Origin of the sequence: Sphingomonas plantiphila (assembly GCF_046000505.1) — a bacterium.
In the GTDB taxonomy this organism is placed as follows: Bacteria; Pseudomonadota; Alphaproteobacteria; order Sphingomonadales; family Sphingomonadaceae; genus Sphingomonas; species Sphingomonas plantiphila.
Genome location: NZ_JBELQC010000002.1, coordinates 501,089 through 524,388, shown reverse-complemented (window position 1 = coordinate 524,388; position 23,300 = coordinate 501,089). Strand labels below are relative to the sequence as shown.

The window sequence follows — 23,300 nt, the reverse complement described above, 5'->3', positions numbered from 1 at the left end:
GCCTGCGCGTCATAGCGCAGAAGCCGCGGCATGAGCAGCTATCCCGCACTTCGCCTTCGCCGCACGCGGTCTGCCGGCTGGAGCCGGCGGATGCACGCTGAAACGGTGCTGACCCCCGCCAACCTGATCTGGCCGCTGTTCGTCACCGAAGGGGATGCTGTGGAGGAGCCGATCGCGAGCCTTCCGGGCGTCTCGCGCTGGTCGGTCGACGGCATCGTGGCGCGCGCCAGGGACGCGGCGGCGGCAGGCATTCCGTGCCTGGCCCTCTTCCCCAACACGCCGTCGGACCTGCGCACCGAAGATGGCGGCGAGGCGCTGAACCCGGACAATCTGATGTGCCGCGCGATCCGCGCGATCAAGGATGCCGTGCCCGAAATCGGCGTGCTGACCGACGTCGCACTCGATCCCTACACTGCGCATGGCCATGACGGCCTGGTCGATGGCAGCGGCTATGTCCGCAATGACGAGACCGCCGAAATACTGGTCGGCCAGGCGCTCAATCAGGCGCGCGCCGGGGCGGACGTGATCGCGCCGAGCGACATGATGGACGGGCGCGTCGGACTGATCCGTGCAGCGCTGGAAGACGAAGGCTTCGTCAACGTCCAGATCATGGCCTATGCCGCCAAATACGCCTCGGCCTTCTACGGTCCGTTCCGCGACGCTGTGGGGTCGCGCGGGCTGCTCAAGGGCGACAAGAAAACCTATCAGATGGACCCGGCCAATGCCGAAGAGGCACTGCGCGAAGTGGCGCTGGACCTGGACGAGGGCGCCGACAGCGTGATGGTCAAGCCTGGGCTGCCCTATCTCGATATCGTGCGCCGGGTGAAGGAGCGGTTCGAGGTGCCGGTGTTCGCCTATCAGGTGAGTGGCGAATATGCGATGATCGAGGCTGCCGCCGCGGCGGGCGCTGGCGATCGCGATGCGCTGGTGCTCGAGACGCTGATGGCGTTCAGGCGCGCAGGATGCAGCGGGGTGCTGAGCTATCACGCGCTCCACGCCGCCCGGTTGATGGGCGCCTGATCGGGCACGTCGATGATCGAAACCGCGCGTCTGCTGTTGCGTCCTCCGGTGCAGGCCGACCATCCGGCACTCTACGCGATGTGGGCCGATCCGCTGGTGATGGCCGATCTGGGGCCGGTGAAGGACGCAGCCGCGAGCGCGGCGGCGCTCGCCCGGCATGACGGCTTTCGCCATGAAGGGCTGGGCTTCCAGAGCGTGGTCCGCAAAGAGGATGGCGCGGTAATCGGCTTTTGCGGGCTCAAGCGCGGCGATCCGTCGAACCCCATCGCTGGACAGGTCGAGGCGGGATGGATGCTCGCACGCGCCTGTTGGCGACAGGGCTATGCGCTGGAGGCGATGCGCGCAATGCTCGCCTGGGGGTGGGCCAATCTCGACGTTCCGCACATCGTTGCGATCACCTCGCGGCGCAACGCCGCCAGCCGCGCGATGATGCAGCGGCTCGGCATGACCTATGTCGATGGCGGAGATTTCGACCATCATGCCTTCGCGGCGGATGACCCCTTGCGCCACATAGTCACCTACCGCATCAATCGCCCCGCCAGTGCCGCGTAAGTGCCGCGTGAGAGAGAAGGGAAGGCGATGAGCGCCGAAGCAGTCGCCGATCCCCGCCCGGACGTACCCGGATGGCTGAGCCGCGCGAGCGGGCCGCTGTTCGTGCTGACGATCCTGCTCGGCAGCTTCCTCCTCTTCCTCGTCCAGCCGATGATCGCGCGGATGGCGCTGCCGCGGCTGGGCGGCGCGCCGGCGGTGTGGAACAGCGCGATGCTGATCTATCAGGCGTTGCTGCTCGGCGGCTATGCCTATGCGCATCTGCTCGGGCACGTGCCGGTGCGGCGTCAGGCGATGATCCATCTGGGCGTGCTCGCCGTGGCGGCGCTGTGGCTGCCAATCGGGCTGATGGCGATGCAGATGCCTGCGGATGCCGAGCCTGCCGTGTGGGTCCCGTGGCTGCTCGCCGCATCGATCGGGCCGCTGTTCTTCGCGATTTCCGCTCAGGCGCCGCTGCTGCAGCGCTGGTTCGCCGCGGCATCGGGCGGGCGTGATCCCTATGCGCTGTATGCCGCGTCGAATGTCGGCAGCTTCGGCGGGCTGATCGCCTATCCGTTGCTGGTGGAACCCGGCATGGCATTGCACGCGCAAAGCTGGCTGTGGACCGGCGGCTATGCGCTGGTGTTCGTGGCGATCGCCGCCTGCGCGTTGCTGCTTCCGCGCCATACTGCCGCCACGCCGCATCTGCGCGCGACCAGCGATGCGCCGTCCGGTCGTCGCGTCGCGCATTGGATCGCGCTCGCGTTCGTACCCTCGGGTCTCATGCTGGCGACGTCCAGCTTCCTGACCACCGATATCGTCGCTGTGCCGATGCTGTGGGTGCTTCCGCTCGGCCTGTATCTGCTCAGCTTCACGATCGCCTTTGCGAGCAGGCGCGGCGTTGCCGTCGTGCTCACGCGCTTCGCGCCGATCACGATCCTGTTGTTCGGCGGGCTGATGATCGCCGGCCATAATGCCAATCCCTGGCTCAACGCGCTGATGGCGCTGGCGCTGCTGTTCATGGTCGCCGTCGCGCTGCACACGCATATGTACGATCTGCGTCCTGAGCCGGATCGGCTGACCGGCTTCTATCTCGCCATGTCGGTGGGCGGGGCGTTGGGTGGCGTGTTCGCCGGTCTGGTCGCGCCGCTCGTGTTCGACTGGACCTATGAATATCCGATCCTGATCCTCGCTGCAGGGCTATTGGTGCCGCAGGAAATCCTGCTGCCGGTTCTCAATCGCCTGTGGCGCGGCCCGGCGCAGGCCCGGCGACTCGGCGTGGCGGTCATCGCGCTCGCAGTCGTCGCGCTGGTGTGGTTCGGTCTTTCCGACGGGGCCGACACGCTCGGCGATGGCCGCGTTGGGCTGCTATATCTGCTCCTCGCGATCATCGGCGTGCTCAGCGTCGGTGTGCGTATCCCGTTCATGATCGTCCTGGCCGGCTCGCTGTTTCTCTTCGGCGGTTTCCGCTCGCTGGCGATGAGCTGGCAGGGGGACGTCCGCACGCGCAGCTATTTCGGGGTCTACACCATCACCGATCTGCCCGATCAGAAGCGCCTTGCGCACGGAACGACGCTGCACGGCGTGCAACTCACCGGCAATGCCGAGCGGCTGAAGCAGCCGACCACCTATTACGTGCCGGGTTCGGGCGTGGGTCAGGCGATGCAGGCCCTGCCTCCCTTGTTCGGTGCGCGGGCGCGTGTCGGCGTCGTCGGGCTCGGCACGGGGACGCTCGCCTGCTACGCCCTGCCGGGCCAGAGCTGGCGCTTCTACGAGATCGACCCGGCGGTGGTCACGCTGGCGCGGGGCGCATTCCGCTTTCTCGACGCGTGTCTGCCGGATGCCTCGATCGTCCTTGGCGACGCGCGGTTGCGGCTGGCGGAGGCGCCTCCCGCCAGTCTCGACCTGCTGGTGCTCGACGCGTTCTCCTCCGATGCCGTGCCGATGCACCTGATGACGCTTGAGGCGTTTGCGACCTACGGCCGGGTGCTGGCGCCCGACGGATTATTGCTGGTGCATATCTCGAACCGCTTCCTGTCGCTGGAGCCCGTGGTCGAGCGCGCGGCCAAGGCGGGGGGATGGTCGGCGGCGCAATTGACCTATCATCCGCCGCTGATCGAAGAGCTGAACGAAGCGGCGACATCGGACTGGATCGCGCTGTCGCGGTCGCCCCAAAGGCTGGCGCAACTCACCTCGCGGGCGGACGGCTGGCGGCGGCTTGAGGGGCGGCCTGGCTTCACCCCCTGGACCGACGATTACGCGACGATTTTGCCGGTGCTGCGTAGCCTCAACGACGATCTGCCCTGAGGCGCCCGCTCAGTCGTTGAGCGCGCGCTCCAGCGCGGCGATTCTCTGGGCCTGCTCGGTCGCCTGCGTCGCGAGCGTTGCGATCGCGGCGTCGAGGGCGGGATAGGCGGGCGCGCCGGCCTGAATGCGCGACGAAGCGGTGAGTTCGAGGTCGGTGACGATCTGTACCAGTTCGCCGCGCGTGCGATCCAGGTCGGCCAGCGCGGTCTGTGCCGAAATCCAGCGCTCGTCGCCGACGGCGACGCCCCGTGCCACTGCGATTCGCGATTCGGTTTCCAGCGCGAGCGAGCGGAACCGGGTCGCGACCGTCTCGGCCTCGGCGCGCTGCGCCGCAATCCGCGAATCGAGCGCTGCGTCGGGCGTCGCGACCGGCTCGGGCCGCGCCGGCTCGGCGTCGCTACGTCCCTCGATCGGCCGCGGCAGCAGCGAGGGATAGCCGTCGCCACGCGTGCTACAGGCACACAGGGCGAGCGGGATGGAGAGGAGGACGGGCGTTCGCATCGCGGCGGGTGTATGCCGCGAAGAAACTCTGCGCAACGGGCTTGCGTTTCCCGAAAACCGCTTCTATCAGCGCCCCTCCACCGCGCACCCGTAGCTCAGCTGGATAGAGCATCAGACTACGAATCTGAGGGTCGGACGTTCGAATCGTTCCGGGTGCGCCATTCAAAACCCCGCCAGGCCAATGGTCCGGCGGGGTTTTGTCGTTCAGGGCCTCGGCGCGCCTTGTCAGATTGCGTCTGAAAGCCGGTCACGACGCTGTCTCGAAGCGATGCTAGGTCGCGGTCATGCGGATCGGACAATTCATCCTGTGCGTGCTGCGCGGACGGCACAGTTGGCAACCGAGCCAGAGCCGGCGCGGCTATCGTACCTGCATGGCGTGCAAGCGCCGCGAGCGAATCGCGGGATGGGCGCAGGATCGCACGGACCGGGACGACTAGTCGCCCTGCGGCCCCAGATAGTCCGCGCCGTACACAGCCTTGCGGATATCGGTGTGCAGCGTCCCGTCGAAGGGCATGGTCTGGACGAAGAACACCACCGCCATGTCATTGGTGGGGTCGACCCAGAACAAGGTCGTGGCCGCGCCGTCCCAGAAGAATTCGCCGACCGCGCCGCGATTGCGCTCCGGCCCGGTCGGGCGCGCGGTGCGGACCGCGAAGTCGAACCCGAACCCGCCCTCGATCTTGCCCATCAGCCATTCGCGCTCCTTGATCGCGGGATCGAGCTGGTCGGTGGCCATCAGGCGAATCGTGGCGGGCTTGAGGATGCGCGCGCCGTCGAGCTCGCCGCCGTTGAGCAGCATGCGGGCAAAGCGCATGTAATCGTCGATCGGCGCAACGATGCCGGCCCCGCCCATGGTCAGCGTGGTGCCGGGAAAGTTGCCCCGCCGCGTCGCTTCGTCGGCCTGCCGCGCAAGCTTGCCGTCCTGCTTCACATAGGTCGCGGCAAGGCGCGGCAGACGCTCCATCGGCTGATGCCACCCCGCCTCGCGCATCTTGAGCGGATCGAAGATGTGCGTCTGGACATAGTCGGTAAACTTCATCCCGCTCAGCCGCTCGACCAGCAGCGCCTGGACATCGACCGCCGCACTGTAATGCCATTCGGTACCCGGCTCCGACAGCAACGGCACCCTGGCCAGCCGACGCCCGAATTCGGCAAGCGTGTTGTCGGGATTGAGCGGATCGGCCGCCGCAAACGCCTTGTGCACCGGCGTTGGACCGTCGCCATAGGCGAAGCCTGCCGTATGTCGCAGCACGTCGCGGATCAGGATCGGGCGGCGCGCCGGACGCCACACCGGCTTGCCCGCCGCATCGGTGCCGTCCTGCACCAGCATCGTCGCGAACTCCGGCAGATAGCGCGACAACGGATCGTCGAGCCGGAACTTGCCCTGTTCCCACAGCTGCATCAGCGCGACGCCGGTCACCGGCTTGGTCATCGACCAGATCTGGACCAGCGTATCGCGCGTGAAGGGCCGGCCACCCTCGCGGTCGGCATGGCCGCGCGCGGCGAAATGCACCTCGCGCCCATCCTTCCACACCAGCGCCGAGACCCCCACCGCACGCCCATCGGCGACCATCGCCTCCAGCGCCCGGTCGATCCGCTTGGTGTCGAGGCGCACGCGATCGGCCGTCGCGGCGCGCTGCTGGGCAAGGGCGGGAGCCGCGGGCGTCGCGAGCGCCAAAACCGTCAGCGCTGTCATGAAATGCCGCATCCACACTCTCCCGATCCTGTTTCCCGCGACGCTAACCGGGTTTCGGGCGGTTGCGAAGAGCGTTCGCTTGCAGCGGCGGCTCCGCTGCGCCAAAGAGTCCGGCCATGACCGCAGCATCGATGAACATCTCGCCCACCGATTTCGCCAGCCTGCTCTGCTCGCGTCTGTGTCACGACCTGCTGAGCCCGGTGGGGGCGCTCAACAACGGGCTGGAACTGCTCGCCGACGAGCACGACCCCGAAATGCGCGCGCGCTGCCTCGAACTGCTCGCCGAGAGCGCCAAGGCAAGCGCGAACAAGCTCAAATTCTTCCGCCTCGCGTTCGGCGCGGCGGGCGGGTTCGGCGACACCGTCGACACGCGCGAGGCGCAGGCGGCGATCGACGGGCTGTTCGGCGATAATCATCGCGTGTCGATCGGCTGGATGGTCGAGGACCCGGTCCTGCCCAAGCAGGTGATCAAGGTGCTGCTCAACCTCGCGCTGATCGGCGGCGACGCACTGGTGCGCGGCGGACAGCTCGATATCGGCGCCGAGGCGCGCGCCGACATGGTCGAGATCGTGGTGCGCGCCGAAGGGCCGCGCATCGTGCTCGACGGCGAGCTGCGCGGCGCGCTGAGCGGCGACACGGGCGACGCCCCGGTCACCCCGCGCGCGGCGGCCGCCTATCTGGTGCACCAGCTGGTGACGCAGGGCGGGGGCGAGCTGCAGGTGTCGCCACCCGACGCCGACGTGCTGCTGTTCGGAGCAGCGTTCAAGCTAAGCTGATGGACGGATCGGTTCGCGTCGCGGCGCTGTATCAGTTCACCCGGTTCGACGACCCGGCGGCCATTCGCGGCCCGCTGCTGGCGCTGTGCGTCGCGCAGGGCGTGAAGGGCACGCTGCTGCTGGCGCGCGAGGGGATCAACGGGACCATCGCCGGGAGCGAGACGGCGATCGACGCGGTGCTCGATCACGTCCGCAGACTGCCCGGCTGTGGCGAGATCGAAATCAAATATTCGCACGCCGCGACGATGCCGTTCCACCGCATGAAGGTGCGCCTCAAGCGCGAGATCGTGACGATGGGCCAGCCCGATATCGATCCGCTGGCGGGCGTCGGCCATTATGTCGCACCGTCCGAGTGGAACGACCTGATCGCCGACCCCGACACCGTGCTGATCGACACGCGCAACGATTATGAGGTGGCGATCGGCACCTTCCGCGGGGCGATCGACCCCAAGACCACGAGCTTCAGCGAGTTCCCCGACTGGTTCCGCGCCAAGCGTGCGCAGATCGAGGCGGAGGGGCGCACGCCCAGGATCGCGATGTTCTGCACCGGCGGCATCCGCTGCGAGAAATCGACGGCCTTCGCGCTGAGCGAGGGCGTCGAGCAGGTCTATCACCTCAAGGGCGGCATCCTCGCCTATCTCGAACAGGTGCCACAGGATCGCAGCCTGTGGGACGGCGAATGCTTCGTGTTCGACGAGCGGGTGGCGGTGAAGCACGGCCTTGAGGTCGGCGAGCACGTCCTGTGCCGCGCATGCCGCATGCCGGTGAGGCCGGAGGCGCGGGACTCGGCGGACTATGTCGAGGGGGTGAGCTGCCCTGCCTGTGTCGGCACGCGCACCGAGGAACAGCGCGCAAGCTATGCCGAGCGGCACCGCCAGGCACTGTTGGCGGCGCAGCGCGGCGCGGCGCATGTCGGTGCGGCATATCCGGAGCCCGAAGCTGACTGACCCGATCCTCTACAGCTTCCGCCGCTGCCCCTATGCGATCCGGGCGCGGCTGGCGCTGGCGGTGAGCGGGATCGCGGTCGAGCATCGCGAGGTGCGCCTGCGCGACAAGCCGGCGGAAATGCTGGCGGCGTCGCCCAAGGGGACGGTGCCGGTACTGGTGCTGCCCGACGGACGGGTGATCGACGAGAGCATCGACATCATGCGCTGGGCACTGGCGCGCAACGATCCCGAGGACTGGCTGGCGGGCGACGACCCGGCGTTGATCGCGACCAGTGACGGGCCATTCAAACACCACCTCGACCGCCACAAATATGCCGAGCGGTTTGCCGCAGATGATATTGATCACCGCGCGGCGGCGCTGGCGATATTGGAAGGTCTGGAAGCGCGGCTGGGTGAGCAACCGTATCTCGCAGGGGAGCGGTTCGGCTTGGGCGACGCGGCGATCCTGCCATTCGTGCGCCAGTTCGCGGCGGTAGACCGGGACTGGTTCGCGGTACAGAATCTTGCGGGGGTGCAGGGCTGGCTTGCGGCGTTTGTCGGGTCGGCGCTGTTCGAGGGGGTTATGATGGTGCGGGAGGTTTGGAAGCCGGCTTAGCGGTCCTTCTGCTGCTGAACGCCGATCAGCCTTTCGATGAGTATCGTGCGCGTACCGTCGCCGAGATATCGCTTTTGACGCGTGGCAGTACCGACGCGACCGTCGAATTCAACGGTGAAGAACCCCCATACAGGCTCGGCCTTTCGCCAACCGGACACCCGCCGTGCTTCGGCATCGAGCTTCGCGCAAATGCTCGGAGCGCATTCGATGGATGCACCGTCCGGTAGCACGGGGGATTGCCCGGACTTCGCTCGGCATTGCTCCAAACGACTGTTCTCGAAATTCGTGAACCAAGTGCAGACCAGCCGCTGTTCGGGGCCGAAGGCGGTTCCTTTTACGGTTACACTTTGTGCGGTCTGGGCAGGCGTCGACGCCAGAAGGATTGCGATGAACTGCCACATATTTATCAGCGTAACACGGCTCTCCGGATCGACAAGGAGTTCTTCCCTCGTCACCCCGGCCTTGTGCCGGGGTCCACTGGGCAGCGCATCCTCGCCGTGAGCCTAGATCGCTGCACTTGGCGACCGGTCGACACCGGCACGGAGGTTGGGACGAAAAGCGGTGCTAGCGAATCCCTTTCAGACGCGGGTCGTGCTCTTTTGCCAGAGCGAGCGGCAACGCTTCGCTAACTGCGCCATCGGAAGAACTGAAATAGAGCACCCATCTCTCACCTCTCGTCGGGAGAGGAGTTTCACCACAGCCCGAGCTGCTAAGGGTTGCTTGGAAACTGTAGGACTTTTCACTCTGCGCGCCCCGGATCGTCTTGAGTTTCCGTGCGGTCATCGACCAGCGGTTCCATCCGACGGACGATAGCCGCTCGGCATCTTCGATGGCGGCGATGACAATGATGGTGCGCGCGGCCAAGTCTGGTGCTCGTGGAGTATACAGCCTGCAAGCCTGGGCGGGCTGGACGAACGCCAAGACTAGGGCCGAAGCCCCGAGGATAACGGTCGTCACGGATCGCCGCGTCATTGCCTGAATATAGACGGACGCCGATGCCGTCGGCAATCGCCGGGCGGGGTCGTGATCGGTTCGCACAGCTATTTTGCTTTGCGGAGGATAATCCCGATAGGGGCGGGGTCACTACGGTGGCGACTACCCTCGCTCGTCCCGAAAATGATCCGGAACCATGCTGCTCTTGCTTGCAATTGGAGCAAGAAGCCGTGGCTCGCGTCAAGCGCAGGCAGACGGTGGGATGAAGCCCTTTATGCAAGCGGGCGGTGATGCCGGGGAGCCGTGGCGGAATGTCACGCTTATCAGCACCGGATTATGTGGGCGGCTGGGGCTGCCAAGGCTTTGAGCCGCGAAATTTGATCGTGGCCCCCTTCGCGCGTGCCACATGTTTGAAAACGCGACCATCCTCGTCATGGACCACGCTGAGTTCGCCCGGCGCGGTCCAGACGACGTTCATGAAGATCGCGCCCCCGCCATAAATCCCTTGATTTGCATATCCACCATCGCTGTCTGCGACGAACACCTCGACAGCCTCGGATTGCGGTTCGCTCGCGCGCCCGACGCGGACAATGGTGGCGTAGTCGGTCGTCGCACCGCAATCGCGCAGCTCTGTCACGGCATAGCGATCGCTGCCGATGTCGCGGGCGACTTGCAGGACTTTTGTGCTGCATGTCGGTTCGGTGCCGCAAGCCGACAGCGGTATGAGAAGTGCGGGAAGCAGGGCGCGCATGGTGCGAGGCTAGCTGCCTGTCATTGATCCGCAACCCCGCACCGTCACCCCGGCCTTGTGCCGGGGTCCACAGCACCGCGCATCCTGCCCGTGAGCCTTAAGCGCTGCGCTTGCCGACCGGTCGACACCGGCACAGGGCCGGGGTGACGCTGCGATTGGGCTGGATGATGCAGGCCTTCTAGCCCTCTCCCGCTCGCGGGAGAGGGTTGGGTGAGGGTCTTCCTTCTTCTTCCTTTCGGCTGTGCATCACCAAAAGAAAGAAGAACAAGAAGACCCTCCCCAACCCCTCCCGCAAGCGGGAGGGGCCTAAGCAGAAGGAGAAGGGGCAGGGCGGAGCCTCACCCCTTCACATTCACCACCTGCCGCAGCCGGTGGCGGATGCGGACCAGGTCCTGCTGCGCATCCATTACGGCGCCGATGTCCTTGTAGGCGGCCGGGCTTTCGTCGAGCACGCCTTCGTCCACCCGCGCCTCGATGCCGTGCATCGCGGCCTTGTGGTCCTCCAGGGAAATCAGCTTCTTCGCCTGCCCGCGCGACATCACCCGGCCGGCGCCGTGCGAGCAGGAGCAGAAGCTCTCCTGATTGCCCAGCCCCTCGACGATGAAGCTGCCCGTGCCCATCGAACCCGGGATGATCCCGAGTTCGCCTTCCCGGGCGCTCACCGCGCCCTTGCGGGTCACCCACACCTGCTCGCCGAAATGCAGTTCCCGGGTCGCATAATTGTGGTGGCAGTTGATCGCGGCCTTGTCGGTCTTGAAGCCCGGAAGATGCTTGCGCAGCGCCTCCAGCACGCGGACCATCATCAGTTCGCGATTGGCCATCGCGTAATCCTGCGCGAAGTGCATCGCCTCGATATAGTCATCGAACAGCTGCGACCCTTCGGTCAGGAAGGCGAGGTCCTTGTCGACCAGATGGAAGTCGAGCGTCTCCTTCACGATCGCTTCCTTGGCGGCGTTGATGAAGTAGGTCCCGATCCGGTTCCCCGTGCCGCGCGAGCCGGAGTGAAGCATCACCCACACACGCTGATCTTCGTCGAGGCATACCTCGATAAAGTGGTTCCCCCCGCCCATCGAGGCGAGCTGGTCGCTGGTCTTGCCGTCGACCTTCGGGTTCTTCGCCACGACCTTGCGCCAGCGATCCTCGAACCGGTCGTACCAGGCGCGCGACACGCTGTTCGGCGTGCTCGCCCAGCCACCCTTGGCGTGATTGGCCGACTGGCTCGATTCCATGCCCTTGGGCACGGCGCGCTCGATCTCGGCACGCAGCGCGGAAAGGCTGTCGGGCAGCTGGCTGGCGGTGAGCGACGTGCGTACCGCCATCATGCCGCATCCGATGTCCACGCCCACCGCAGCGGGCACGATCGCCTTCTGCGTCGCGATCACCGATCCGACCGTCGCGCCCATGCCCCAATGCACGTCGGGCATCCCCGCGACATGGCGGAAGATGAACGGCAGCGAGGCGACATTGCGCAGCTGCTGCATCGCGCCGGCCTCGAACGGACCGGCGCTGTCCCACAGCTTAAGCGGCGCGTGATGCGTCTTGTGGATCGAAAACTGAGACATCGGAAGTTCCTTTTCAGGCTTCGCGGTGCCAGCCCGCTGCCCCACCCGGCCACCCAACGCCAGTATATTCTATGGGTGGCCGGGTGGGGCAGCGGGCTGGCACCGCAACCGATCCAGCTTGGCTGGATCACATGAAGGGACGCCGATTCAGGGGACCAATTGAGCGATGGTGCCGATGAAGCTGCGCCCCGGCGGGCGCAACTTGCCCGCAGGTCAGGTCGTCAGGCCGACGACGATTGCGTTAGGGGTTGCGGGTTTGCTCATGGCGTGGAGCATTAAACCAGATCGGGACGCGGCAAAAGGGTCGAAATCTAACGCCACGGGCGCGGACGGCCGAGCACCTGGTCGAGCGCCGTGCAGCCGAGACCGCAGCGATGGCGCTCGATCCGTGAGAAGAGCGTCGCAGTGCGGCCCGCGACAAGCTCGAGCGCCTGGATGTAGAGGGGGCTGGTCAACAGCGAAGCGGCGGGTCGAACGGCATAGCCCTGCCGTTCGAACAGGTCCGCCCGTTCCGCGTTGCTGACAATCCGATAGATGGTCGATCGCGACACGCCGATCGTTTTGGCCAGTTCGTCGAGCGGGATGAAGGCGCGTTCCGCATCCGGTGGCACCGCGCCGGCCTCGGCATAGGGATTGGTCCCCGACGGGCTCGCGTTGAGATGGACGACGCTCGCGGTGCACACGAAGTTGACGACCAGCAACTCGGTAAAGCGCAGGCCGAAGAGCTTCTTGGTTCCTGCCATTGCGAGACACAGGTCCAGTGCGCCCAGGATGCAGCTATTGTCGCACATCCCATCGCCGATCGACCTCGGCTCCGTCGCACCCAGCGCCTCGATCCGCTCGGCGATGCGTCGAATGCGCTCGCCGACTTCGACGCACCAGTGTGCGAGCGTGGGCGGGACCGGGTTGGGGAGGGTGACCCCGCCCGCCTCGCCGATCTCGACCCAATCGGCGTCGTGCAGGCGCAGGATGTTGCGCCGCACGGTCTCGAACGGAAGGTCCAGCGATGTCGCGATCGCGTTGATCGACGGCCCGCGCAGCGTGCCCAGGCCCCGCATTTCGCGGTCGATCATGTCGCGGGTGATCGACATGACGATCGGAAGGCAGATCAGCCGGGTCCGCTCGACCTCGGTCGGCAGGCGCTGGGCGAGGTCGATCGCCCCCGCGTAAAGTTCTTCGCCGACCACGCGCGTGACTACTCGGCAGTTGTTCCGCATGGTCTCAAGTCTGGTCGGCATCCGCACCCCCCAGCAAACCCTTAGGCAGCTTCCGGCAGCACGCGGAAGCCCCTTGGAAAGCAATATGGGTAAGATAAGTGCGCGCTCGGCAGTACTACGGTAAACTACTATTTTGTCTGGATATTCAGAATGGTTCGCAACAAAGCGCGGACGGCAGCCGGGATGTGCCGCGCAACGGCTCCGGGTCGCACCCGACGCGGGCCGGGGCGCGCATTCTAACTCCGTGTTAACCCTCCCGGTGCCATGAACCCTGGCACGTGTGGGGGCGCTTCGTGGACGATCTGCTTCAAGAATTCATCGCCGAGACGCGCGAAACGCTGGAGGCGTTGTCGGGCGAGATCGTGGCGTGGGAGGCGTCGCCCGACGATCGCGCGCGCCTCGACGCCATTTTCCGCTTCGTGCACACGGTCAAGGGGAGCTGCGGTTTCCTCGATCTTCCGCGATTGGCGCGGCTCAGTCACGCGGCGGAAGACGTGCTCGCCGACGTGCGCATGGGCGGACGCACGCCCGATCGCGCGCTGGTCAATGCGGTCCTGGCCGTCGTCGACCGGATCGGCGAGATCGTGGAAGCGATCGACGCCGGCGCGTCGCTCGATGACACGGGAGAGGATCTGCTGATCGCCGCACTGGCCGGCGGCACGGCTGAGGTGGCGCAGACCAACGCCGCGGTGGCGCAGCGCGCGCCGAGCCGCAGCGTGCGGCTGAACGTCGACCTGCTCGACCGGATGATGAGCGGGATGTCCGACATGGTGCTCGCCCGCAACGAACTCTCGCGCCGCCTGCGCAGCGTCGATGTCGATCCGCAGATAGAAGCCGCACTTGAACGCATGTCGGCCACCGTTGCGGATCTCCGCGACACCGTAACGCGCACACGCATGCAAAAGATCGACGCCCTCTTCTCAGCGTTGCCCCGGATGGTGCGCGATACTGCCGCCGGGCTGGGCAAGTCGGTGACGTTGCATGTCGAGGGCGCCGATGTCGAACTCGACCGCGAGATGATCGAGGTGCTGCGCGATCCGCTCGTGCACATTATCCGCAACTCGATCGACCACGGGATCGAACATCCTGCGGACCGCCGAGCCGCAGGAAAGCGCGAGAATGGGCGGCTGACGGTGTCGGCGCGTCAGTCGGGCAACCAGATCGTCGTGGAAATAGCCGATGACGGTCGTGGCATCGACCCAGAGAAGTTGATCCGTAAGCTCGTCGAAGCGGGGCGCGACGAACGTCAACTTCGCACACTTGGCGAGCGTGCGCGCCTCGACCTGATTTTCGAGCCGGGTTTGTCGACCAAGGACGAGGTCACCGAGATCTCCGGACGCGGTGTCGGGATGGACGTGGTTCGGGCGGCGATCGAGCAGATCGGGGGGCGCGTCGAACTGGTCAATCAGCGCGGGCAGGGGCTGAGAATCCTGATTCATGTGCCGCTGACGCTCTCGATCATTCCGACCATCGTCGTCAGCGCGGGCGGGCAGCGATTCGCGATACCACGTCAGGCGATCGAGGAGATCGTCAGCGAGCGCAGTGAGACGATGCGCATCGACCGGATCGGCAGCGCGCGGGTGGTGACGTTGCGCGATCGCAGGCTCCCCATGGTCGCGCTCGTGGAACAGCTGGGGATTGATGCACCCGTCGCGGATCGCGCCATGGTCGCCGTGGTGAACATCGGCGAGGGCAGCTACGCGCTGCGCGTCGATGACGTGCTCGATAATGAGGAACTTGTCATCAAGCCGGCGGCGCCCGCGATCATGGCGACCGGCTTGTACGCTGGTCAGACCCTGCCGGACAGCGGAAGTCCGATGCTGTTGCTCGACTGTTCCGGACTGGCGCGCGATGCCGGGCTCCAGTTCGAGCGCGTGCGCGAAATCGAAGAGGAGATCGATGACGCGGAAGTCGGTGACGCGGCGCTGGCGCTGGTCTTCCGTGACCTTGACGGCCAACGCCGCGCGGTGCCGCTCGACGTCGTCGACCGGATCGAGAAGGTCGGCAGCGGTGCGATCCACCGCAGCGCCGGGCGCCTGCGTCTCACCATCGACGGTCGGATCGTTCCGCTGGTCACAGTCGAGGGCGCCGACCCCGCCAATACGGGATCCATCGTGCGACTGCGTGACGGACAGAATGAGGTCGCCTACGCGATACGGGAGCCTGCCGACATCGTCACCTTGCCATCCGAGTTCACGAGCGCGGTCGCTCCGGGCCTAATCGCCGGCGTCGCTTTGATCGATGACGAGCCTATCGAAATGCTGGACCCGCTATGGCTGTTCGCAGAATATTCGGAGGATGAGGCGCCATCCGGAACGCCGCCCCTGTGCCTGCTGGCCGGCGGGGATACTGGATGGATGGGCACATTCATCCAGCCGATGCTCGAAAGTGCGGGATATCGGGTCGCACATTCGTTGAGACCAGGCGAAACGGCTCAGATCGTCCTGACACTGGATGCTGAGGCCGATGTCCGATCCGACCCGTCACGGGTGGTGCGGCTGCGCAGTCGCAAGCGCGGTGGCGCGGACGGCTCCATTTATCGCTATGACCGCGAGGCCCTGCTTGGCGCCCTCGCTCGCGCTAACCAAGGGGGCGTCTGATGAGCGAACAATTGTTTCTGATCGCTCATATCGCCGATCAGTCTGTTGCGATCGATGCAAATCAAGTCGAATCTGTCGTAGATATCGGCGCAATCGTTGCAGTGCCACGTGCAGAGGGGCATGTTCGCGGTCTCGCAGCGCTGCGCAGTCGCGTTGTGACGGTGATCGATACCCGTGCCGCCTTGGGGCTTCCACCTAGCGCGGCGCCCGCCGGTCGCGCTGTGATCACGCCTGTCGAAGGGCACCATTATGCAATGCTGGTCGACGCGCTCGATGATGTCGCTCCCTTCGAACTTCAGCCGCTCGCTGCGGGCGTGCCGCTGTCCGAAATGTGGCAGCGCGCCGGCCGCGGCCTCGTCGAGCGCGATGGCGAGCCGATCCTGAGCATTGATCTTTCCGCTCTGGTGCCGGGTCTGGCCGAGCCGACTGCGTGAGATGCGGTTAACCCAGTCCTTACATATTTATCAGATAGTGCAATCAAGCTGCGCCAGGAAAACAGGAAGTACCTTGTATGAAGACCTGCCTCGTCGTCGATGATTCCAAGGTGATCCGCAAGGTTGCGCGACACATTCTCGAGACGCTCAATTTCGAAGTGCGCGAAGCCGGAGATGGCCGCGAAGCACTCGACGCGTGTCTGCAGGCTTCGCCGGATGTGGTATTGCTCGATTGGAACATGCCGGTGATGAGTGGGATGGATTTCCTGCGTGCGCTGAAGGACAGCGGGATCGCCGATAAGCCCAAGGTTGTGTTCTGCACGACCGAGAACGGGATGGCCTATATTCGTGCGGCAATCGAGGCGGGGGCCGACGAATATGTGATGAAGCCGTTCGATCGCGAAACGCTCGAAAGCAAGCTTCAGATCGTCGGCGTCGCCTAAGGGAGAACCCCCATGGCGGGTCCCAGCCACGCGGCCGGCATCCGGCCGGAACCGTCGGAAGACAGTGTCCGCGTTCTGATCGTCGATGACTCGGCGGTGGCGCGCGCCGTGCTGAGCCGAATGATCGAGGGAATGGCGCGGTTCGAGGTCGCCGCATCGGTCAGCAATGTCGCGGCCGCGCACATGTTTTTAGCGGATCAACGTGCCGACGTGATCCTGCTCGATCTCGAGATGCCAGGCGTTCACGGGTTGACCGCGTTGCCCGATCTGCTCGCCGCGGGGCGGGGAGCTAAGGTGCTCGTCGTATCGTCCGCTGCGGAGAAAGGAGCCGCAGCAGCTGTTCAGGCTCTCGCGCTCGGTGCTGCGGACACACTGGTGAAACCAGGGGTGGGCAGCTTTGCGGGGAAGTTCGCCCTCACGCTTGAGGAACGGCTCACCCGGCTAACCGATCAGACGGTTAGTCCTGCCCCTGCCGCTCCCGGCACGACGCGCGTTCCCGCGGAGTTCGATATCGTCGCAATCGGCGCGTCGACTGGGGGCATTCATGCGCTCAGCCAGATGCTGCGGGCGATCCCGGCGAGCTTCGAGACGCCGATTCTGGTCACGCAGCACCTGCCGGCGTCCTTCATGAGCTATTTCGCCGCGCAGTTGGCTGTGTTGGCAGGGCGCCCGTGCGAAGTCGCCGAAGACCATATGCGGGTTCGCCCGGGGCGCATGCTGGTGGCGCCGGGTCATGCTCATATGCGTTGCGTGCGGATGTCGGACGGCGTCGCGATCCGCCTGACCGACGACGGATCGGTCAGCGGATGCATGCCATCGGTCGATCCCATGCTCGATTCGATTGCGGAAGTATTTGGAAGTCGCGGGCTTGGCGTGATGCTGTCAGGCATGGGGCGCGACGGCGCTATTGGCGCAAAGAGGCTGGTCGATGCAGGCGGCGGGCTGATCGTGCAGGATCGTGCGAGTTCGGTCGTCTGGGGCATGCCCGGTGCGATTGCGGGGAGCGCAGGCGCAGTATTGCCGCCCGACGAAATCGGCCGCATGGTCGCCAGCCAGCGCAAGCCCCGCATATGAGCGCCGCTCAGCCGCTCGTCTCGCCCGGCGCGATCAATATTATCGGAGCGCTGCTGGAGCAGCGGACCGGGCAGCAGATCGCGGCCAATCGCGTCTGGCGGATCGAAACCGCATTGAAGACGGTTCTGCGCGAGCACGGCTTGCAGACGGCGGACGACCTGATCACGCAGCTGACCAGTGCCTCACACGGCGCGCTTGCCGATGCCGTGGTGGATGCGCTCCTCAATCGCGAAACCTCGTTTTTCCGTGACACCGGTGTGTTGGAGATGGTGGTCGATGCTGCAGCATCGCTTCAGGCAGAGCATCCGGGCCGACGCTTGCGCATATGGTCGGCGGGATGCTCGACGGGGCAAGAGCCCTATTCGCTCGCGATGCTGTTCGAAGAAGCGGCGGTCGCGCGTGGTCTCCTGATGCCAGAGATTATCGCGACCGACGTGTCTGCAGCGACCCTCGCGCGGGCACGGGCGGGGCGCTTCACGCAGTTCGAGATTCAGCGGGGGCTGCCGGTTCGACGGATGGTGAACTGGTTCGAGCAGGACGGCGAGGAATGGGTGGTGCGCGCGGAACTCGCGCGTCGCGTTCAGTTTCGGCGCCACAACCTGACGCAAGACCGGGCGCTAGTCGGGAAGTTTGACATCGTCTTGTGTCGCAATGTCTTGTTCTATTTCCCGCCCGCAATGCGCAGCCGGGCATATTCGACACTGCGCGAAGCAGTGCGCGACGACGGCTTCCTGTTGCTGGGCGCGGGCGAGACCGTGATCGGCCAAACCGACTCCTTTGCCCCCTGTCCCGCGTTTCGCGGACTTTATCGCGCTGAAGCGGCAGCCGAACTGCGTGCGGCGGTCGGTTCGCGCTAACCCGGCTTGCGTTTCGGCGCGCGTCGCCGCATCCCTGACGCGATGCAGGACCGGGCCGATCTCAATATCATCGACGCACCGTCGCCGAATTTCGGCGAGCGGCTTTTGCCGGTCAGCATGATTGTGCTCCATTATACGGGGATGCGGAGTGCAGAAGAGGCTATTGCGCGGCTTCGTGATCCTGAATTCGGCGTTTCTAGCCATTATCTGGTCGCCGAGGACGGGCAGATCGTCCGGCTGGTGCCGGAGGACAAGCGCGCGTGGCACGCCGGGGGGTCGCACTGGCGCGGGGTGACCGATGTCAATTCGGCATCGGTGGGGATTGAGATCGTCAATCCCGGCCATGAATATGGCTATCGCCCGTTCCCCGACGAGCAGATCGATGCGGTGATCCGGCTGGTCGCCGATATCAAGGAGCGCCACGGGATCACGCGCGGCAATGTCGTCGGCCATTCCGACATCGCGCCTGCGCGCAAGCAGGACCCGGGCGAGCTGTTCCCCTGGGGCAAGCTCGCGCGTTTGCGGCTGGCGCTGCCGCGTCCGACGAAGAACCTGATGGACCCGGGCTGGAGCGACGCGGGGTTCCTGCTCGCGCTCGAACGCTTCGGGTATGACGTGACCGACCCGCTCGCGGCCACCGTGGCGTTTCAGCGGCGGTTCCGCCCCGAGCTGATCGACGGGACGATCGACGCCGAATGCCGGATGCTGCTGCTCGCGCTGCTGCTGCCCAAGCCGCAGGGCGAGGATTGATGTTCCAGACCGTGCCCGAAGGGGCGCCGGTGCTCACCGCCGAAGCGATGCGCGCGGCGGAGGAGCGGGCGATTGCCGAGGGATCGAGCGTCGCCGAACTGATGGAGCACGCCGGAACGGGCGTTGCCGACTGGGTCCACCGGCTGGCGGCGGGCAGCGAGGTGCTGATCCTGTGCGGACCCGGCAACAATGGCGGCGACGGCTATGTCGCGGCGCGCGCGCTGGCGCACCGGGGCGTGCCGGTTCGGGTAGCTGCGCTGGGGGAGCCGAAGACGGAGGCTGCAGCGCAGGCGCGAGCGGCGTGGGGCGAGCCGGTCGAGAGCTTGTCCGGCGAGACTGAGGCTGCGCCGGTCCTGGTCGATGCGCTGTTCGGAACGGGTCTAACGCGCGCGATCGATGCGACGCTGGCGGAGACGATGCGCAGGCTGGTCGCCGCCGCGCGGCTGTCGTTCGCGGTGGACCTGCCCAGCGGCGTGGATGCCGATGCTGGCAACACATTCGGTTGCGACCTGCCCGGCTATGATTTGACGCTGGCGCTCGGAGCGCTCAAGCCCGCGCATCTGCTGTTGCCGGCAGGGGCAAGTTCCCGAACGGTCCGGCTGGTCGAGATCGGGCTCGGCGAGATCGACGGACCCGTACGGACGCTTGAGCGGCCCGGGATCGCAGCGCCGCGCCGCGACGCGCACAAATACAGCCGCGGCATGGTCGTGGTCATCTCCGGCCCGATGCACGGCGCGTCGGAGCTGGCGGCGCGGGCGGCGTATCGCGCGGGCGCGGGCTATGTGCTGCTGCTGACGGGTGGCCTGCCGAACCCGCCGCACGCCATCGTCCGCCAGCGCTGGAGCGAGGGGGCGTTGGATGACGAGCGCATCGGCGCCGTGGTGACCGGGCCCGGGCTGGGGCGCGACGATCGGGCGCGGGAAAAGCTGGATGCGGCACTGGCGAGCGACCGGGCGCTGGTGATCGACGGCGATGCGCTGCATCTGCTCGATCTGGACATGCTCAAGGATCGCGCCGCGCCGGTGGTGCTGACCCCGCATGCGGGGGAATTCGACGCGCTATTCGGCGCGGGACAGGGCAGCAAGATCGACCGCGCGCTGGACGGGGCGCGGCGAGCGAATGCGGTGGTGGTGTTCAAGGGCGCCGACACGGTGATGGCAGCCCCCGATGGCCGGGTCACGGTCGCGCCGATGGGCAATTCCTGGCTGTCGGTCGCAGGCACGGGCGACGTGCTGGCGGGCGCCATCGCCGCGATGCTGGCCCAGTCGAGCGTGGATGCGCTGGGCGCCGCCAGCGCGGGCGTGTGGTTGCACGGCACGGCGGCGCGCATGCTCGACCGATGCTTCCTCGCCGACGAACTGGCGGACGCGCTCGCGCTTGCCTATGAGCGCGCACGATGAGCGATGACGAGATGATCGTGCGCGTCGCCGCACGGGGCGACGGGGTGACTGCGGACGGGCGGCATGCCGCGTTGGCGGCACCCGGAGACCGGCTGCGGATCGACGGCAGCATCGAGCGCGGGCCGCGCCATGTCGAGCCGCCGTGCCGCCATTTCCCCGAATGCGGCGGGTGCCAGCTCCAGCATCTCGACGACGCAGCCTATGCCGAGTTTCTGACGATGCGGATCGCGGGGGCGCTGGCGCAGCATGGGCTGACCGCCGAGGTGCGCGCGCCGATCCTCTCGCCGCCGCGGACCCGCCGCCGCGCCGCGCTGCATGCCGAGCGGCGCGGGCGGCAGGTTCATCTGGGCTTTACCGAACAGGCGAGCCACCGGCTGATCGACCTGCAGCAATGCGAGGTGCTCGACCCCTGGCTGTTCGCGCTGCTCCAGCCGCTGCGCGGGCTGCTGGCGTCGCACCTGCCCGCCAGCCGTCGGGTCAATGTGCATATGGCGCTGACCGATCAGGGGCCGGACATCCTGGTCGAGGGACTGGTGACCGACAGCCTGAAGGCGGTCGAGGCGGTGACCGCGTTCGCCATGCGCCATGCGCTTGGGCGGCTGAGCGTCGACGACGGGCTGGGGCCCGAGGCGCGGTGGGAACCCGACCCGGTGACGGTCACCTTTGGCGGGGTGGCGGTGCCGTTTCCGCCCGCAAGCTTCCTGCAGGCGACCCCCGAGGGGGAGGCGGCACTGGTGGCCGCGGTGCGCGAGGCGGTGGGCGGCGCGACGACGATCGCCGACCTGTTCGCCGGCCTCGGCACGTTCACATTTGCGATGGCACCGACCGCCAAGGTCTATGCCGGCGAGGGCGCGCGCGATGCGATCCTCTCGCTCAAGGCGGCCGCCGGGCGCGCGCAGCGACAGATATTCGCCGAGCATCGCGACCTGTTCCGCCGGCCGCTGACCGCGAAGGAGCTCGACCTGTTCGATGCGGTGATCCTCGATCCGCCGCGCGCCGGGGCGAAGGAACAGGCGGTCGAGCTGGCCGCGAGCAAGGCACCGGTGATCGCCTATGTCTCGTGCAACCCGGCGACCTTTGCGCGCGATGCGGAGACGCTGGTCAAGGGCGGCTACAAGCTCGACTGGGTGCAGCCGGTGGGGCAGTTCCGCTGGTCGACCCATGCCGAGCTGGCGGCGCGGTTCAGCCGCTAGGGTAGTCGGCCTTCACGAAGTACAGCCCGTCCGACGGGGCGTTGAGTCCCAACCGTGCGCGGTCTTTCGCTTCCAGCGCATCGCGCAGGTCGTCGGCGCTCCACCGGCCGCGCCCGACCATCGACAGGCATCCGACCATCGAGCGCACCTGATGGTGGAGGAACGAGCGCGCCGAGGCGTGGATCGCGATCTCGTCTCCTTCCCGTACCACATCGAGTCGGTCGAGCGATTTGAGCGGACTCGCGGACTGGCAATGCACCGATCGGAAGGTGGTGAAGTCGTGCGTCCCGACAAGGATCTGCGCGGCTTCGTGCATCGCATCCGCGTCGAGCGGATGGGGGACGCGCCATTTCAGCCCCTTGTCGAAGGTCAGCGGGGCGCGGCGGGAAACGATGCGATAGACATAATGGCGCGCGATGCACGAGAAACGCGCATGCCAGTCGTCCGGCACCACCGCGCACGCCAGGATCGCGACGGGGACGTTGCGCAGATGGGCGTTGAGCGCCTCCATCAACCGGAACGGGGCGATGTCCTTCTCGATCTCGGTATGCGCGCGCATGCCGAGTGCATGGACCCCGGCATCCGTCCGCCCGGCGGCGTGGACCAGCGCATCCTCGCCGGTGATGCCGTGCAGCGCATCCTCGATCGCCCCCTGCACGCTGGGGCCGTGGTCCTGATATTGCCAGCCCATGAAGGGGCGGCCGTCATATTCGATGGTCAGCGCGAAGCGGGTCACAGTTGCGTGCCCGGCGGGATCGGGAAGCCATTGAGCAGTTCGTGGGTGGTCACGACGCCGCGCCCGGCCCGCTGGACGCGGGTGGGGCGGATCGCGCCCGTGGCGCAGGCGATGGTGAGCTCTCCATCCACGACCACGCCGCCATCCCCGCTTTCGCTGGAGTCTTTTGCAGCAAGCTGGTCGCTACCACTCGAAAGACCCCAGCTTTCGCTGGGGTGACGGATGGATGCGTCCAGCACCCGGATGCGCTCGCCGCCATGTTCGAACCACGCGCCCGGCGGGTTGAAGGCGCGGATCTGGCGCTCGACCTGCTCGGCGGGCTGGGTAAAATCGAGCCGGGTTTCGGCCTTGTCGATCTTGGAGGCGTAGGTAACGCCGTCCTCGCGCTGTGTCACGGGTGGATGCGCCTCAGGGTCAGCCAGCACCCGCACCATCAGCCGGGCGCCGATCGCCGCCAGCTCGGCGGTCAGTTCGCCTGCCGTCTTGCCATCGACCGGCGTGCGTCCCTCCAGCCGCACCGGGCCGGTGTCGAGGCCGGCCTCCATCTGCATGATCCCGACGCCGGTTTCTCTGTCGCCCGCAAGGATTGCGCGCTGGATCGGCGCGGCGCCGCGCCAGCGGGGGAGGAGCGAGGCATGGACGTTGAGGCAGCCAAGGCGCGGCGCCTCCAGCACGCTCACCGGGAGGATCAGGCCATAGGCGGCGACCACGGCGACATCGGCATCCAGCGCGGCGAAGGCAGCGACTGCCTCCGGCTCCTTCCTGAACGACAGCGGGGTGCGCACGTCGATGCCCAGGTCGTGGGCGCGGGCATGGACGGGGGAAGGGGTCAGCGCCTTGCCGCGCCGCCCGCCGGGACGCGGCGGCTGGCTGTATGCCGCGACGATCGTGTGGCCCGCTTGGACCAGCGCGTCGAGAGTCGGCACCGCGAATTCGGGGGTCCCCATGAAGATGATCCGCATGGAACGCGCGTGTAGTGC

Annotated in this window: 23 protein-coding genes and 1 tRNA gene; 15 read left to right on the top strand and 9 right to left on the bottom strand. The window is 66.7% G+C overall.

Translation table 11 applies throughout. The features are described from left to right. Window positions 1-30: 30 nt before the first annotated feature. From hemB to ABS767_RS14795, 3 genes are read left to right on the top strand one after another with little or no spacing between them, the layout of a single operon-like run. Entirely contained in the window at window positions 31-1,020 is a 990-nt protein-coding gene (hemB, locus tag ABS767_RS14805; RefSeq protein WP_408079691.1) for a porphobilinogen synthase, read from the top strand. Window positions 1,021-1,032: 12 nt separating this feature from the next. Then, complete coding sequence (locus ABS767_RS14800; protein WP_408079689.1) at window positions 1,033-1,572, top strand: GNAT family N-acetyltransferase; 540 nt, start codon at window positions 1,033-1,035, stop codon at window positions 1,570-1,572. 27 nt (window positions 1,573-1,599) lie between these two features. Then, window positions 1,600-3,855: a spermidine synthase gene (locus tag ABS767_RS14795; RefSeq protein WP_408079687.1), complete on the top strand. Its 2,256-nt coding sequence runs from the start codon at window positions 1,600-1,602 to the stop codon at window positions 3,853-3,855. A gap of 9 nt (window positions 3,856-3,864) precedes the next feature. On the opposite strand, the gene ABS767_RS14790 is transcribed toward ABS767_RS14795, so the two are convergent. Then, entirely contained in the window at window positions 3,865-4,356 is a 492-nt protein-coding gene (locus tag ABS767_RS14790) for a hypothetical protein (protein ID WP_408079685.1), read from the bottom strand. Window positions 4,357-4,440: 84 nt separating this feature from the next. On the opposite strand from ABS767_RS14790, the gene ABS767_RS14785 reads away from it, so the two are divergent. Beyond that, a tRNA-Arg gene (locus tag ABS767_RS14785) sits at window positions 4,441-4,517 on the top strand. 272 nt (window positions 4,518-4,789) lie between these two features. Here ABS767_RS14785 and ABS767_RS14780 read toward each other — a convergent pair. Next, window positions 4,790-6,052, bottom strand: a complete 1,263-nt coding sequence (locus ABS767_RS14780; protein WP_408079683.1) for a serine hydrolase domain-containing protein — start codon at window positions 6,050-6,052, stop codon at window positions 4,790-4,792. A gap of 131 nt (window positions 6,053-6,183) precedes the next feature. On the opposite strand from ABS767_RS14780, the gene ABS767_RS14775 reads away from it, so the two are divergent. From ABS767_RS14775 to ABS767_RS14765, 3 genes are read left to right on the top strand one after another with little or no spacing between them, the layout of a single operon-like run. Next, window positions 6,184-6,828, top strand: a complete 645-nt coding sequence (locus tag ABS767_RS14775; RefSeq protein WP_408079751.1) for a histidine phosphotransferase family protein — start codon at window positions 6,184-6,186, stop codon at window positions 6,826-6,828. Further along, window positions 6,828-7,775: an oxygen-dependent tRNA uridine(34) hydroxylase TrhO gene (gene trhO, locus ABS767_RS14770; RefSeq protein WP_408079681.1), complete on the top strand. Its 948-nt coding sequence runs from the start codon at window positions 6,828-6,830 to the stop codon at window positions 7,773-7,775. Before ABS767_RS14775 ends, trhO begins: the two co-directional genes overlap by 1 nt. Next, entirely contained in the window at window positions 7,738-8,370 is a 633-nt protein-coding gene (locus tag ABS767_RS14765; RefSeq protein ID WP_408079679.1) for a glutathione S-transferase, read from the top strand. Before trhO ends, ABS767_RS14765 begins: the two co-directional genes overlap by 38 nt. Here the strand turns inward: ABS767_RS14765 and ABS767_RS14760 are convergent. The 5 genes from ABS767_RS14760 to ABS767_RS14740 form a co-directional block, all read right to left on the bottom strand. Beyond that, the gene (locus ABS767_RS14760; protein ID WP_408079677.1) at window positions 8,367-8,771 is read right to left on the bottom strand and encodes a hypothetical protein; all 405 of its coding nucleotides are present in this window, start codon (window positions 8,769-8,771) and stop codon (window positions 8,367-8,369) included. The genes ABS767_RS14765 and ABS767_RS14760 overlap by 4 nt on opposite strands. Before the next feature lie 163 nt (window positions 8,772-8,934). Further along, complete coding sequence (locus tag ABS767_RS14755) at window positions 8,935-9,234, bottom strand: hypothetical protein (RefSeq protein ID WP_408079675.1); 300 nt, start codon at window positions 9,232-9,234, stop codon at window positions 8,935-8,937. Window positions 9,235-9,637: 403 nt separating this feature from the next. Beyond that, window positions 9,638-10,054, bottom strand: coding sequence for a hypothetical protein (locus ABS767_RS14750; RefSeq protein WP_408079673.1), 417 nt, complete (start codon window positions 10,052-10,054; stop codon window positions 9,638-9,640). A 338-nt stretch (window positions 10,055-10,392) separates the two neighbouring features. Then, the gene (locus tag ABS767_RS14745; protein WP_408079671.1) at window positions 10,393-11,616 is read right to left on the bottom strand and encodes an RtcB family protein; all 1,224 of its coding nucleotides are present in this window, start codon (window positions 11,614-11,616) and stop codon (window positions 10,393-10,395) included. A gap of 311 nt (window positions 11,617-11,927) precedes the next feature. Further along, window positions 11,928-12,803: a hypothetical protein gene (locus tag ABS767_RS14740; protein ID WP_408079669.1), complete on the bottom strand. Its 876-nt coding sequence runs from the start codon at window positions 12,801-12,803 to the stop codon at window positions 11,928-11,930. 323 nt (window positions 12,804-13,126) lie between these two features. Between ABS767_RS14740 and ABS767_RS14735 the strand changes: the two genes are divergently transcribed. The 8 genes from ABS767_RS14735 to ABS767_RS14700 all read left to right on the top strand — a co-directional run bounded on the left by ABS767_RS14735 (window position 13,127) and on the right by ABS767_RS14700 (window position 21,584). Further along, on the top strand, window positions 13,127-15,433 hold the full coding sequence (locus ABS767_RS14735; protein WP_408079667.1) for a chemotaxis protein CheA: 2,307 nt from the start codon (window positions 13,127-13,129) through the stop codon (window positions 15,431-15,433). Next, window positions 15,433-15,867, top strand: a complete 435-nt coding sequence (locus tag ABS767_RS14730) for a chemotaxis protein CheW (protein ID WP_408079665.1) — start codon at window positions 15,433-15,435, stop codon at window positions 15,865-15,867. The genes ABS767_RS14735 and ABS767_RS14730 overlap by 1 nt, the downstream gene beginning before the upstream one ends. Before the next feature lie 77 nt (window positions 15,868-15,944). Beyond that, a complete protein-coding gene (locus tag ABS767_RS14725) occupies window positions 15,945-16,310 on the top strand; it encodes a response regulator (RefSeq protein WP_408079663.1) in 366 nt (121 codons plus the stop codon). 12 nt (window positions 16,311-16,322) lie between these two features. Beyond that, on the top strand, window positions 16,323-17,384 hold the full coding sequence (locus ABS767_RS14720) for a chemotaxis protein CheB (RefSeq protein ID WP_408079661.1): 1,062 nt from the start codon (window positions 16,323-16,325) through the stop codon (window positions 17,382-17,384). Window positions 17,385-17,497: 113 nt separating this feature from the next. Further along, complete coding sequence (locus ABS767_RS14715; RefSeq protein WP_408079659.1) at window positions 17,498-18,241, top strand: CheR family methyltransferase; 744 nt, start codon at window positions 17,498-17,500, stop codon at window positions 18,239-18,241. A gap of 42 nt (window positions 18,242-18,283) precedes the next feature. Continuing rightward, entirely contained in the window at window positions 18,284-18,991 is a 708-nt protein-coding gene (locus ABS767_RS14710; RefSeq protein ID WP_408079657.1) for an N-acetylmuramoyl-L-alanine amidase, read from the top strand. After that, window positions 18,991-20,391 carry an NAD(P)H-hydrate dehydratase gene (locus ABS767_RS14705; protein WP_408079655.1) on the top strand — a complete coding sequence of 467 codons (1,401 nt, stop codon included), beginning with the start codon at window positions 18,991-18,993 and terminating at the stop codon, window positions 20,389-20,391. Before ABS767_RS14710 ends, ABS767_RS14705 begins: the two co-directional genes overlap by 1 nt. Then, window positions 20,388-21,584 (top strand): class I SAM-dependent RNA methyltransferase, encoded by a 1,197-nt coding sequence (locus ABS767_RS14700; protein WP_408079653.1) that lies wholly within the window; start codon window positions 20,388-20,390, stop codon window positions 21,582-21,584. Before ABS767_RS14705 ends, ABS767_RS14700 begins: the two co-directional genes overlap by 4 nt. On the opposite strand, the gene truA is transcribed toward ABS767_RS14700, so the two are convergent. Together truA and fmt are read right to left on the bottom strand one after the other, a co-directional pair. Further along, on the bottom strand, window positions 21,574-22,320 hold the full coding sequence (gene truA, locus ABS767_RS14695; protein ID WP_408079651.1) for a tRNA pseudouridine(38-40) synthase TruA: 747 nt from the start codon (window positions 22,318-22,320) through the stop codon (window positions 21,574-21,576). The genes ABS767_RS14700 and truA overlap by 11 nt on opposite strands. Then, the gene (gene fmt, locus ABS767_RS14690; protein WP_408079649.1) at window positions 22,317-23,282 is read right to left on the bottom strand and encodes a methionyl-tRNA formyltransferase; all 966 of its coding nucleotides are present in this window, start codon (window positions 23,280-23,282) and stop codon (window positions 22,317-22,319) included. The genes truA and fmt overlap by 4 nt, the downstream gene beginning before the upstream one ends. Window positions 23,283-23,300: the final 18 nt, after the last annotated feature.